Source organism: Streptoverticillium olivoreticuli subsp. olivoreticuli, assembly GCF_003391135.1.
In the GTDB taxonomy this organism is placed as follows: Bacteria; Actinomycetota; Actinomycetes; order Streptomycetales; family Streptomycetaceae; genus Streptomyces; species Streptomyces blastmyceticus.
On the sequence record NZ_CP031455.1, the window covers coordinates 8058567 to 8071227 of the forward strand.

The following is a 12661-nucleotide window of genomic DNA, read 5'->3' on the forward strand; positions in this document are numbered from 1 at the left end:
GTCACGGCTGCCGCTCCTTCCCCGCCCCGCCCCGGACGAAGGCGTCCCGGTGCCGGTCCGCGACACCGCTGAGACCGGCCTCGAAGGTGAAGCCCTGTTCGTAGCGGTAGCTGCGGCGGACGTCGACGGGGTCGATGCCGTTGATGGCGGCCTTGGCCATGCGCAGCAGGGTGCCGTCCTTGGCGGCGATCTCCCGGGCCAGCTCCATGGCCGCGTCGCGCAGTTCACCGCGCGGCACGACCCGCCACACGGCGCCGTGCCGGTGCAGCTCCCACGCGGTGACCGTGCGCGAGGTGAAGTACAGCGTGCGCATCAGGTGCTGCGGCACCAGCCGGGACAGATGGGTCGCCGCGCCGAGCGCGCCCCGGTCCAGCTCGGGCAGGCCGAAGGTCGCGTCGTCGGACGCGACGACCGCGTCGGCGTTGCCGACGAGGCCGATGCCACCGCCGAGGCAGAAGCCCTGCACGGCGGCCACGACCGGCACCTCGCAGTCGTAGACGGCCGAAAAGGCGGCCGCGCAGCCGTGGTTGGCACCGAGCAGGGCCCGGTGGCCTGGGGAGCGCTGGATCTCCTTGAGGTCGACACCGGCGTTGAAGCCGCGCCCGGCGGCGGCAAGGAGGACGCAGTGGACCTCAGGATCACTGCCCGCCGCACGGACGGCGGCGGCCAGGTCGTACCAGCCGCGCACGGGAAGGGCGTTGACCGGAGGGAAGTCCACGGTGACGACGGCGACGGCGGTTTCGGGGCGGGAGGTGGAGACACCCATCAGAGGATCAGCTACCTTTCCACCAAACGTTTGTTAGGTGTGAAGGTAGCAGCGGGCAAGCCATCGCGGGAGGTGCGAAATGGGCGGCACCGACGGGGCGGGCGACCGGGTCGTGGTCGTCACCGGCGGGACGCGCGGCGTCGGAGCGGGCATCGCGCGGGCGTTCCTGGACACCGGCGCGCGCGTGGTCGTCTGCGCCCGCAGGCCCCCGGACCGACCGGTCGCCACCGACCGGGGGAGCGCCCGCTTCCTGCCGGTGGACCTCCGGGACACGCAAGGGGTACAGGCCTTCTTCACCCAGGTCGGCGATGCGTACGGCCGACTGGACGTGCTGGTCAACAACGCCGGGGGCACACCCTTCCAGGGCCTCGGCGAAGGAGCCGACGAACGTCACGCGCGCATCATCGGCCTCAACCTCACCGCGCCGCTGACCGCGTCGCTCGCCGCGTACCGCATCATGCGCCGCCAGGCGGAGGGCGGCTGCGTCCTCATGACCGGCAGCGTGAGCGGCACCCGCCCCTCACCCGGCACCGCCGCCTACGGCGCGGCCAAGGCGGGGCTGGAGAACCTCGCCCGCACCATGGCCGTCGAATGGGCGCCCGCGATCAGGGTCAACACCCTCGTCCTCGGCATGGTCCGCACCGCGGCCGCCCGCCTCCACTACGGCGACGAGGCCGGCGTCGCCGCCGTCGCCAGGACCGTGCCCGCCGGACGCCTCGCCGAGCCGGACGAGATCGGCGCCGCGGCCGTGTTCCTCGCCTCCGCCGACGCCGCCTACATCACGGGCGCGAGCCTGCTCGTCCACGGCGGCGGCGAACGCCCCGCCTTCCTCGACGGAGCCACGAGATGTCCCTGAACCCCACCGGAATCTGCGCGGGCCGCGTCGCCGTCGTCACCGGCGCGGGCCGCGGCCTCGGGCGCGCGCACGCCCTCGCCCTCGCAGCGGAAGGCGCCCAGGTCGTCGTCAACGACCTGGGCGTGGGCCGGGGCGGCGAGGGCGGCTCGGCGGACCCGGCACGGCACGTCGCCGACGAGATCACCGCCCTCGGCGGCGAAGCGGTCGCGCACCACGGCGACATCGCCACCGACGAAGGCGCCGCGTCCCTCGTCGCGACCGCCCTGGACACTTACGGACGGCTCGACGCGCTCGTCAACAACGCCGGATTCCTGCGCGACCGCATGCTCGTCAACCTCGGCGAGGACGACTGGGACGCGGTGGTGCGCGTCCACCTCAAGGGCCACTTCCTGCCGCTCCGGCACGCCGCCGCGCACTGGCGCGCCGAGACGAAGTCCGGCCGCCAGCCGGAGGCGAGGGTCGTCAACACCACCTCCGGGGCCGGGCTGCTCGGCAGCGTGGGCCAGGCCAACTACGCGGCCGCGAAGGCCGGGATCGTCGCCCTCACCCTCGTCGCGGCGGCCGAACTCGCCAGGTACGGCGTCCAGGCCAATGCGGTGGCGCCCGCGGCGCGCACACGGATGACCGAGAGCGTGTTCGCGGAGTCGATGGCCGCGCCGCCGACCGGCTTCGATGCGATGGCTCCGGAGAACGTCTCCCCGTTGGTGGTATGGCTGGCATCCCCGGCCTCTGCGGGGGTCACGGGACGGGTCCTCGAAGCGGAAGGCGGCCGCATCACGGTGATGGAGGGCTGGCGACCGGGGCCTACGACCGACAAGGGCGCGCTGTGGTCCCCGTGGGAGGCGGGGGAGACGGTGCGAGCTTTGCTGGCGGATGCGAGCCCGCCGGGGCCGGTGTGCGGAGCGGGCTGATTTTTCCCCAGCCCCGCCCCTTCCCGGCTGTGTCGATTTGCGGCTCCGCCGCGTGGGGGCCCCGCCGCGTGGGGGCTTCGCCCCAGACCCCGGGGTGCGCAAATTCAGCCCGTCCGGCGATTGAGGACGCGGCCGCAGGCCGCTCCCGCCGCAGGCGGCAACCGGCCGCACCCGTGTCATTGCCTGCGCATAGCATCGGGGCATGAAACTGCGATTCCCCCGGCCACGGCGTCGGCTGGTCGCCGCCGTGGCCGCCGGTGCCGTGCTGGCCGGGGCGGGCACCTGGACGGTGGCCTCGGCCAGTGGCGGCAGACCTGCCGTGCACCGCGAGGACCGGTTCCTGAGCATGCCCGAGTCACCGGGGGGCGGTGACAAGGTCCGGATCGACATGTCCTACTTCACGTCGGGGGACCCGGGCCGCAGACCTGCGGTGCTGCTCGCCCACGGATTCGGCGGCAGCAAGGAGGACCTGCGCGGTCAGGCCGAGGACCTGGCGCGCGACGGCTACGCGGTGGTGACCTGGTCGGCGCGGGGGTTCGGTCGGTCCACCGGCCGGATCGGGCTGAACGACCCGGATCACGAGGTCGCCGATGTGAGCCGGCTCATCGACTGGCTGGCCGAGCGCCCCGAGGTGAAGCTGGACAAGGCGGGCGACCCGAGGGTCGGGATCGCCGGTGGTTCCTACGGCGGCGCGATCTCCCTCCTCGCCGCCGGGTACGACAAACGGGTCGACGCGATCGCCCCGCAGATCACCTACTGGAATCTCGCCGACTCGCTTTTCCCGAACGACGTCTTCAAGAAGCTCTGGGCCGGCATCTTCTTCACCACCGGCTCCACCGGCGGTTCGCTCACCGGTAAGCCCGGAGCCGATGCCCCGCCCCCGTCCTCCGCTCCACAGGGCGGCTGCGGCGGCTTCGAGAAGTCGCTGTGCGAGATGTACGAGCGGGTGGCCGTCGCCGGGAAGCCGGACGCGCAGGCGCGCGAGCTGCTGGAGAGCCGCAGCCCGTCCGCCGTCGCCGACCGCATCAAGGTGCCCACGCTGCTCGTCCAGGGGCAGAGCGACTCGCTGTTCCCGCTCGACCAGTCCGACGCCGCGGCCAAGGCCATCGCCCACAACGGCGCGCCCGTCGCGGTCGACTGGATGGCGGGCGGGCACGACAGCGGTGTGGGCGAGAGCGGCCGTGTCGAGCAGCGCACGCGCGCGTGGTTCGACCGCTACCTCAAGGACGACAAGAGCGTCGACACCGGACCCGCGTTCCGCGTGAGCAGGACCGGTGGCATCGACACCACCGACGGCAAGGCGCAGGTGCGCGGCGCGAGCGCGGACCGTTATCCGGGGCTGCGCAACGACGCGCGCACGGTTGCGCTGACCGGCCGTCCGCAGTCCTTCGGCAACCCCGCGGGAGCCACGCCTCCGGCGATCTCCACGGTGCCGGGGATCGGCGCGGTCTCGCAGTTGTCGGGGCTGGGGCTGGGGCTCTCGCTCGACTTTCCCGGTCAGTACGCCCGTTTCGACTCCGCGCGGCTGACCGAGGGCGTCCGGGTGACCGGGGCGCCGACGGTGAAGGCCAAGGTCACCTCCGACTCCGGGGAGGCCGTCCTCTTCGCGAAGGTCTACGACGTGGGGCCGAACGGACAGCAGGTGCTGCCCGCACAGCTCGTCGCCCCCGTCCGGGTGACCGACGCCAAGGACGGCAGAACCGTCGAGCTGCGGCTCCCCGCCATCGACCACACTTTCGAGTCGGGGCACCGGATGCGGCTCGTCCTCGCCGCCACGGACCTGGCCTATGCCTCGCCGGCCGGGCCCGCCGCGTACACCGTCGCCCTGGAGGGCGGCGGCCTGAGCGTGCCGACGGCGCCCGAGGTGCGGACCGCCTCGGCCGCGCTGCCGTGGTGGACCTGGGGTCTGCCGGCCGCCGGTGCGGTCCTCGCGGCGGCCGTGCTGCTGACGGGGCGGCGGCGCACGGCTGTGCCCGCGCCCGATCCGGCGCTCGCCGACGTGCCGTTGCAGATCACGGGTCTCGGCAAGCGCTACGCCAAGTCCGCCGACCGGTATGCCGTCAAGGAGCTGTCCTTCCGGGTCGAGCGCGGTCAGGTGCTCGGCCTGCTCGGTCCCAACGGCGCGGGCAAGACCACCACGCTGCGGATGCTCATGGGTCTCATCCGGCCCGACGCCGGCGAGGTGCGGGTCTTCGGCCACGCGATCAGGCCGGGCGCGCCGGTGCTCTCCCGGGTCGGGGCGTTCGTCGAGGGCGCCGGTTTCCTGCCGCACCTCTCCGGCCGGGCCAACCTCGACCTGTACTGGCAGGCCACGGGTCGGCCGGCCGAGGACGCCCACGTGGAGGAGGCCCTGGAGATCGCCGGGCTGGGTTCCGCGCTGGAGCGCGCCGTACGGACGTACTCCCAGGGCATGCGGCAGCGGCTCGCCATCGCGCAGGCCATGCTCGGTCTGCCGGACCTGCTGATCCTGGACGAGCCGACCAACGGCCTCGACCCGCCGCAGATCCGGGAGATGCGCGAGGTGATGATCCGGTACGCGGCGGCCGGGCGCACGGTCATCGTCTCCAGCCACCTCCTCGCCGAGGTCGAGCAGAGCTGTACGCACCTGGTGGTGATGGACCGCGGGCGGCTCGTCACGGCCGGTCCCGTCGCGGACATCGTCGGCTCGGGCGACACGCTGCTGGTCGGCGTCGCGGGCGAGTTGACGGAGGCCGTCGCGGAGAAGGTGGCGGCGCTGCCGGGCGTGGCGTCCGCCGCGCGGACCGACGAGGGGCTGCTGGTGGGGCTCGACGGGATGAGCGCGGCCACGTTGCTGGTGGAGCTGGTCCGGCTGGAGGTCCCGGTGGAGCGTGTGGGTCCGCACCGCCGTCTGGAGGACGCGTTCCTGACCCTGATCGGAGGCTCCGCATGAGCACGGCGACGGATACGGCGGGCGCCGCGGGCATCGCCCCGGAGGCCGCGCCCGGCTATCGCGCGCGGCACACGCTGCCGCTGCGGGTGGAGGCGATGCGGCAGTTGCGGCGGCGGCGCACGCTGGTGGTCGGGGCGGTCCTGGCCGTGCTGCCGTTCGTCCTGATCGCGGCCTTCGCGATCGGCGGACAGCCGAGCGGCCGGGACGGCCGGGTGACGCTGATCGACACCGCCACCTCATCCGGCGTCAATTTCGCCGCCACGTGCCTGTTCGTGTCGGCGGGCTTCCTGCTGGTGGTGCCCGTGGCGCTGTTCTGCGGTGACGCGGTGGCGTCCGAGGCGAGCTGGTCGTCGCTGCGCTATCTGCTGGCGGCGCCGGTACCGCGGGCCCGGCTGCTGCTGAGCAAGCTGGCCGTGGCGCTGGGGTTCAGCGCGGCCGCGATGGTGCTGCTGCCGGTGGTGGCACTGGCCGCGGGCACGGCGGCGTACGGCTGGGGGGCGCTCCAGATCCCCACCGGCGGCGCGCTGCCCGCCGGCACGGCGGTGGAGCGGCTCGCGATCGTCGTCGCGTACATCTTCGTCGGCCAGCTGGTGACGGCCGGTCTCGCGTTCTGGCTGTCGACCGTCACGGACGTACCGCTGGGCGCGGTGGGCGGCGCGGTGGGTCTGACCATCGTGGGCAACGTCCTGGACGCGGTGACGGCGCTCGGGCACTGGCGCGATTTCCTGCCCGCGCACTGGCAGTTCGCGTGGGCGGACGCGCTTCAGCCGCGCTTGGAATGGGCGGGCATGGTGAAGGGCACGGCGGTGTCGGTGGCGTACGCACTGGTGCTCTTCGCTTGCGCGTTCCGCCATTTCCGGGGCAAGGACGTGGTGTCGTAGCGGCGGGGTACGCCGCGCCTGCGGCGGGCTTTGTTCCCCAGCCCCGCCCCTTCCCGGCTGCATCCGATATGCGGCTCCGCCGCGTGAGGGGGCTCCGCCCCCAGACCCCCGGGGTGCGCAATCCAGCTCGTGGGGGCACCTCCCAGCGGTAGCTGGAACGGTACACCCCTTGGGATACACAAGGACACGTGTTCGCCTTCCCTCCGGGAAGCCTGGCCTGCATCGGGAAGGGTGCCCGGACGAGGCAGCGAAGGGCCTAGGCTCCAGTGCCATGGCTGAGGCTTACGTCACCGGCGATGAGCACCCGGCATGCGGGATCTGTCCGTCGCGCCGCTTCCCTCTCGGGGCCTTCGATGTGGTCGAGCGTCCTTCGCGCGACTGCCCGTTCAATCCCGCTGACGGACACCGGTACACCCCTGATGGCGTACCGGTGTGCGTGCACCCGGACAAGGTGGGCGTCCCGGCGGGGAGATACAAGACCGATGGTTTGCCCCTGGCCACGAAGCTCGCGTTGCCCGACGACGTTGCCGAACTCGATTCGTACCTACGCGGCGTGATGCACAGCGCAGCGCCGGGAGTGCTCGAATTGCTGATCGAGCAAGCCGTCACCGAGATTCCCTGTACCTTCCCGGGAGTAGACGTCATCACGACGCTGCGCCGCGCTCTCGGCTAGCTTGCCGTGGCGGAGCCGGGGGCGAACCTGCGTCCGCCTTCGAAGATGCCCAGCGGCTCGTACTTCTTGATGGCAGCCGCGCGCCGCTTCTCAGTCTCGTCCTTGCCGATCCAGAACCGTTCGTTCACCGGCCCCCACGCGGCCCGGTAGACCTGGTGCGTGTAGTCACCGTGATCCCAGCCGCCGATTTCCTCGCGGTCTGTGGCGTGGACGAACTTGACCCCGGTGCGCTCCTGCACACGGCTCAGCACGGTGAACTGAGCAGCAAGGGCGTGGATCATCTCATCCACGGGGACCGAGACGGGAACCTCTGCCGCGTACTCGTCGCCGTCCGTCATCTCGTAGACGGCCGACTTGATCGCCATCGCCCGAAGGGCTTCCGGAAACAGTGGAACAGTGTCCTTCTCGACGTCGAACCCGTCGACGAGCGCATACCCCGTGAAGCTCTGCCAGTCCTTGTCGTACTTGGCGCACCCGGTGCGCAGACGCTCGAACTCCGGGTCGGCCTCAATTGCCGACAGGATCTCTCGTGCCCGCTCGGACACCCTCTCAGGAGCGGGACGAGCAAGGGATGTGTTCACCGCTGCACTCTCCTTTTCAGTTGCGCGTATTTGTCGCCCCGCCCTTCGAGGCGGGGGGCTCATCGGTGGTACGGGTCGCTGATGGGACCGACCCATCGGTGGATCGCGCGTCGGATCACGACTGCCTCATCCACGCGCGCCAACCACGCTTGACGATCTCCGTGCAGGAGTTGTGCGAAGGGTTGGTCTTGACGTGCTCCAAGATCCACAACGTTCCGTCTTCCGGGTCGGTGCTCCGCGCAGAACCCTCGCCGCAGACATCGCACTCTCGGGCGTAGGTACGCGGCTTGGCGTCCGGCTCGTCGTCGGGCTGCACGGTCCAGTCCATCCGTCGCACTACGGCGCGTGTGCTCATAGAGGCTTGTTCCCTTCGGCCGTTGCCCCCGTCGATGGACACAGGTGTACCGACGCGCCCAGTGCATGCGCGGCGACCGTCAAGGCGTCATACCGGCGTCGTTCATCGGTCAAAACCCGTGACCAACTGTCGCCCGGCGTCCTACTGTCGAAGGCGTGGCCGTACCCAACACGATCCTTCGTGCCGTCCGAATCAGCCTGCGCATGTCGCAAGATGATCTAGCCCTGGCCATACGGCAGGCAGGGAAGGAAACGGGTGAACCGAACGACTGCGCCAAACGCAACGTCCAGCGATGGGAGTCCGGGAAGGTACTCAACCCCCGGCCCGTCTACGCCAGGGCCTTGGAACGCGTAACAGGACTACCGATCGAGGCTTTAGGGTTCGCCCCATCAGTACCGAATGCGCGAGCGGCGAATGCAGCCGGGCCGAACGATCATGAATCAGAACAGCGAGAGGCGGCAAAGAAACGAGCCGCAACAGCCCCAGGAGGTACCACCCCCATGACCAAGCGCAACGATCACGGCACCCTGTCCGGCATCTGGCTGTCCCGATACGAATACCATTCGTCAGGGCGGGAGACCGACTTCACCGGCGAGCACTACGTAGTAGTGCTCCAGCACGGCAACAAGCTGACCGTCCGCTCACTGCCGGAGGGTTCCTCAAACCCGAACTCCCCGCTGACGCTCGATCTGACCGTTGAGGGAAACGTGGTCACGGGTACATGGCGTGAGGAAACGGCGCGGGATGGCTACTACGCCGGAGCCGTCTACCACGGGGCGATTCAGCTCCTTGTCGAACCCACGGGCCGGAAAATGATCGGCAAGTGGGTCGGGTTCGGCAAGGATTTCGATGTGAACACTGGCCCGTGGGAACTGAGCTTTAAAGATGCGTCGACTTCGAAGCCCACAATGGCCGAGTACAACCGGTCGCCGAGGGGCTGACCCCAGTGCCGATCTGCGCTGTAAACGCAGACAGCCCCCGACGACCAACCAGCGCGGGCAGTCATCGGGGGCGGGGTCAGAAGTGCTCCGGGCAGGCGCAGACGACGCCCAGGGCTGCCGGATCGGGGCTGGTGCCGGCTTCGGCTTGGAATAGCTTCTTGAAGAGTGGCCAAGCCGGGTGAGCGCCGATCTTGCGCGCCTCATCGTTGGCCAACAGGCAGGCCAGTTCGCAGAGTTCGGCACTCAGCGGCGGCAAGCCGTCAGCCCAGCGGCGTTGGCGGTCATGCAGCGACTCAGACACGGCGGCTCTCCAAGGCGCTTGTACGTCGCCGTGTCGATCACCTTGGGTCCGAACTGGACGGGGGTCACGGAGCGGACCCGCCGGACACGCCATCGTCTACGTAGGCGTTCGCCTCAGCGGCGGCGATCGTCTCGGCGCCGAAGCCCAGCGCCTCAGCCTTGAGGCGGCAGGCGCGGAGCTGTACATCCAGCGACGACGACTCGTCGGACGAGCGGGACGAAGTGGTCACACGGGCTGTGGACATCGGCGAATTCCCCAGGGATCTGCCCCCGGACAGCCCCGGCGATGTGACGCCGGTTGTGTCCTAGGAGGTGAACAGTTCCCTGGGGGAGCTTGAGGACAGCGCGCGAAGCGTGCTTCGGGGTCTGGGGCGGAGCCGAGCATCAGATGCTGAGGGAAGGGGCGGGGCTGGGGAAAAAGATCAGGCGCGTGTGAGCCGCAGAGTCACGATCTCGAACGGGCGGAACGACAAGCGGATGTCACCCGCGTCGACCGTCCCAACAGGCCGCTCCAGCAGATCGCACACAACCCCCGCCCCCACCGCGAAGCCCGCCGCCAGGCGGACCCGCGCCCGCCCCCCCAGCGCCTCGTACAGCCGCACCACCACATCCCCGCTGCCGTCGTCCGCGAGCTTCACCGCCGACACGACGACGGAGTCGCCGGAGACCGACACCAGCGGTTCCACCCCGCTGGCCCCGGCCACCCGCCGCTCCGGCAGATTGATCCGGTACCCCTCCCGCACCGCGTCCCCCAGGGACGCGTCCGGCACCAGCGCGTACCGGAAGCGGTGCACGCCCTGGTCCGTGCGCGGGTCCGGGAAGCGGGGGGCCCGCAGCAGGGAGAGCCGCAGCGTGGTCGTCGTGCCCGTGCCGCCGTCGCGTACGGCACGCGTCACGTCGTAGCCGTATGTCGAGTCGTTGACGACCGCCACCCCCCAGCCCGGCTCCTCCAGGTGCACGAAGCGGTGCGCGCACGCCTCGAACTTGGCGGCGTCCCAGCTGGTGTTGGTGTGCGTGGGGCGGTAGAGGTGGCCGAACTGAGTCTCGGCCGCCACACGGTCGGTATGCAGGTCGAGCGGGAACGCCGCCTTCAGGAACTTCTCCGTCTCGTGCCAGTCGACCTCCGTCGCGATGTCCAGCCGCCGCTCACCGACCGGCAGGCTGAGGAACTGCTCCACCCGCGACGCCCCGAAGGCCCGCACCACCCGCACCGCCCCGTCGTCCGTGAGCTCCAGCGCCTCGACGTCCGTGAGGTCCGTGACGGTGTTGCGGTAGAAGTGGTCGACGTCCCACGCGTCCCACATGTTCGGGAAGTCCGGGTGCAGCTGGAGGAGGTTCGCCGCCGCGCCCGGCGCGACCGTCTCACGCCCCGCCGCCGGGTCGTACACGGAGACCACCAGCCCCCGCCCGTCGATCTCCACCCGCAGCAGCCCGTTGTCGAGCACGAACCCGCCGCCCTCGCGCGCCCGCGCCCGCACCGCCGCACGGTCCGCCGGTCCGACGGCGGCCGCGCCGAGCGCCGGCACACCGCCGCGTCCGTGCGGTGCCGCGTTGAAGACCACGGTCCCGCTCGCCGGTCCGTCTCCGGTGAGCGTCGCCAGCGCGTCCTCGGCCAGCACCGCCAACGGGTCCCCGGCCAGCGCGGCCAGCGCCTCCCCGATGATCGACTCCAGCTCCGCCGCCACCGCCGCGTAGGCCGCCGCCGCCTCCCGGTGCACCCACGCGATCGACGTACCGGGCAGGATGTCGTGGAACTGGTGCAGCAGCACCGTCTTCCACAGCCGGTCCAGCGCCTCGTACGGATAGGGGAACCCCGCCCGTACGGCCGCCGTCGCTGCCCACAACTCCGCTTCCCGCAGCAGGTGTTCCGAGCGCCGGTTGCCCTGTTTGGTCCGCGCCTGGCTGGTGAGCGTCGCCCGGTGCAGCTCCAGATACAGCTCGCCAACCCAGACGGGGGCGTGCTCGTACTCCGCGTGCGCCTTCTCGAAGAACGCCGACGGCTTCTCGAAGACGACCCTGGCCGACCCCTCCAGGTCCGCGAGCCGCTTCGCGCGCGCGAGCATCTCGCGCGTCGTCCCGCCCCCGCCGTCGCCCCAGCCGGTCGGCGCGAGGGAACGGGTCGCGCCGCCCTTCTCCTGGAAGTTGCGGACGGCGTGCGCGACCTCCTTCCCCGACAGCTGCGAGTTGTAGGTGTCGATCGGCGGGAAGTGCGTGAAGACACGCGTCCCGTCCAGCCCCTCCCACCAGAAGGTGTGGTGCGGGAACTTGTTGGACCGGCTCCACGAGATCTTCTGCGTCAGGAACCACTTCGCGCCGGACAGCTTCACCAGCTGGGGCAGCGCCGCCGAGTAGCCGAACGTGTCCGGCAGCCACACCTCCTCCGTCTCGATCCCGAACTCCTCCAGGAAGAACCTCTTCCCGTGCACGAACTGCCGTGCCAGCGCCTCCGACCCCGGCATGTTCGTGTCGGACTCCACCCACATGCCGCCCACGGGCACGAAACGGCCCTCCGCGACCGCCTTCTTCACCCGCGCGTACACCTCCGGCCGGTGCTCCTTGATCCAGGCGAACTGCTGCGCCTGCGACATGGCGTAGACGAAGTCCGGCTCGTCCTCCAGCAGGGCCGTCATGTTCGACGTCGTCCGGGCGACCTTGCGCACCGTCTCCCGCAGCGGCCACAGCCACGCCGAGTCGATGTGCGCGTGCCCGACCGCGCTGATCCGGTGCGCCGAGGCGTGTGCGGGAGCGGCCAGCACACCGGTGAGCCGCTCACGGGCGCGCGCGGCCGTGCCGCCGACGTCCTGGAGGTCGACCGCGTCCAGCGCCCGCTCCACGGCCCGCAGGATCTCCCAGCGGCGCGGCGCGTCCACGGACAGCTCGGCCATCAGCTCGCCCAGCACCTCCAGGTCCTGGACCAGCTCCCACACCGTCCGGTCGAGAACGGCGAGGTCCATCCGGCCCAGCCGGTAGCGCGGCGCGCTGTCCGCCGTTTCCCTGTCGCCCAGTTCGGTCGGCAGGAAGGGGTGGTAGTCCAGGATCACCGGGTTCGACGACGCCTCGATGTGCAGCACCACCTCCTCGCCGCCCGCGACCTTCTCGCCGACGCGCACCCACTGGTTGCGGGGGTTGAGCCCCTTCACCGGCGAGCCGTCCGGGCGGTAGACGAGCCCCTCGCACTGGAAGCCCGGCATGTTCTCGTCGAAGCCCAGGTCGAGCAGCGCCTCGACGGTCCGGCCCGCCCACTCCCGTGGCACCGTCCCCGTGACGGTGAACCAGCTCGTCCCCCACGGAGGACCCCATTGCGCGCCGGTCCGGATCGGCACCCGCTCGGCGGCCAGCCCCTCCGCCACGGGGACGGGCTCGCCCGGCGCGTCCCACACCGAGACGGCCAGCGGCACCGACTCGGGATACACGGCGGGCCGGATGCGCTCGTCCAGCACCCGCTTCAGTCGGGCTTCGGTGATGGTGCGGTCGTTGTGCATGGAG

12 protein-coding genes are annotated in these 12661 nt (G+C 71.1%); 6 read left to right on the top strand and 6 right to left on the bottom strand.

The features are described 5' to 3' along the window. Position 1 precedes the first annotated feature (1 nt). Positions 2-766: an enoyl-CoA hydratase family protein gene (locus DXZ73_RS34990; RefSeq protein ID WP_116214947.1), complete on the bottom strand. Its 765-nt coding sequence runs from the start codon at positions 764-766 to the stop codon at positions 2-4. A 79-nt stretch (positions 767-845) separates the two neighbouring features. Between DXZ73_RS34990 and DXZ73_RS34995 the strand changes: the two genes are divergently transcribed. The 5 genes from DXZ73_RS34995 to DXZ73_RS35015 all read left to right on the top strand — a co-directional run bounded on the left by DXZ73_RS34995 (position 846) and on the right by DXZ73_RS35015 (position 6998). Then, positions 846-1622, top strand: coding sequence for an SDR family oxidoreductase (locus DXZ73_RS34995; RefSeq protein WP_116214948.1), 777 nt, complete (start codon positions 846-848; stop codon positions 1620-1622). Continuing rightward, the gene (locus DXZ73_RS35000) at positions 1613-2533 is read left to right on the top strand and encodes an SDR family oxidoreductase (RefSeq protein WP_116214949.1); all 921 of its coding nucleotides are present in this window, start codon (positions 1613-1615) and stop codon (positions 2531-2533) included. Before DXZ73_RS34995 ends, DXZ73_RS35000 begins: the two co-directional genes overlap by 10 nt. Positions 2534-2735: 202 nt before the next feature. Continuing rightward, positions 2736-5444 (top strand): alpha/beta fold hydrolase, encoded by a 2709-nt coding sequence (locus tag DXZ73_RS35005; protein ID WP_116214950.1) that lies wholly within the window; start codon positions 2736-2738, stop codon positions 5442-5444. Further along, positions 5441-6325, top strand: coding sequence for an ABC transporter permease (locus DXZ73_RS35010; RefSeq protein WP_116214951.1), 885 nt, complete (start codon positions 5441-5443; stop codon positions 6323-6325). The genes DXZ73_RS35005 and DXZ73_RS35010 overlap by 4 nt, the downstream gene beginning before the upstream one ends. A 271-nt stretch (positions 6326-6596) precedes the next feature. Then, positions 6597-6998: a hypothetical protein gene (locus tag DXZ73_RS35015; RefSeq protein WP_116214952.1), complete on the top strand. Its 402-nt coding sequence runs from the start codon at positions 6597-6599 to the stop codon at positions 6996-6998. On the opposite strand, the gene DXZ73_RS35020 is transcribed toward DXZ73_RS35015, so the two are convergent. Together DXZ73_RS35020 and DXZ73_RS35025 are read right to left on the bottom strand one after the other, a co-directional pair. Beyond that, on the bottom strand, positions 6995-7543 hold the full coding sequence (locus tag DXZ73_RS35020) for a hypothetical protein (protein WP_240351627.1): 549 nt from the start codon (positions 7541-7543) through the stop codon (positions 6995-6997). The genes DXZ73_RS35015 and DXZ73_RS35020 overlap by 4 nt on opposite strands. A gap of 151 nt (positions 7544-7694) precedes the next feature. Beyond that, positions 7695-7934: a hypothetical protein gene (locus DXZ73_RS35025; RefSeq protein ID WP_116214954.1), complete on the bottom strand. Its 240-nt coding sequence runs from the start codon at positions 7932-7934 to the stop codon at positions 7695-7697. A gap of 203 nt (positions 7935-8137) precedes the next feature. Between DXZ73_RS35025 and DXZ73_RS35030 the strand changes: the two genes are divergently transcribed. Continuing rightward, complete coding sequence (locus DXZ73_RS35030) at positions 8138-8875, top strand: XRE family transcriptional regulator (RefSeq protein WP_116214955.1); 738 nt, start codon at positions 8138-8140, stop codon at positions 8873-8875. 76 nt (positions 8876-8951) lie between these two features. Here DXZ73_RS35030 and DXZ73_RS38540 read toward each other — a convergent pair whose 3' ends face one another. The 3 genes from DXZ73_RS38540 to DXZ73_RS35040 all read right to left on the bottom strand — a co-directional run bounded on the left by DXZ73_RS38540 (position 8952) and on the right by DXZ73_RS35040 (position 12657). After that, positions 8952-9176: a hypothetical protein gene (locus DXZ73_RS38540; RefSeq protein WP_162890450.1), complete on the bottom strand. Its 225-nt coding sequence runs from the start codon at positions 9174-9176 to the stop codon at positions 8952-8954. Positions 9177-9240: 64 nt separating this feature from the next. Then, positions 9241-9420 carry a hypothetical protein gene (locus tag DXZ73_RS35035; protein ID WP_116214956.1) on the bottom strand — a complete coding sequence of 60 codons (180 nt, stop codon included), beginning with the start codon at positions 9418-9420 and terminating at the stop codon, positions 9241-9243. Positions 9421-9597: 177 nt separating this feature from the next. Further along, positions 9598-12657 carry an alpha-mannosidase gene (locus tag DXZ73_RS35040; protein WP_116214957.1) on the bottom strand — a complete coding sequence of 1020 codons (3060 nt, stop codon included), beginning with the start codon at positions 12655-12657 and terminating at the stop codon, positions 9598-9600. Positions 12658-12661: the final 4 nt, after the last annotated feature.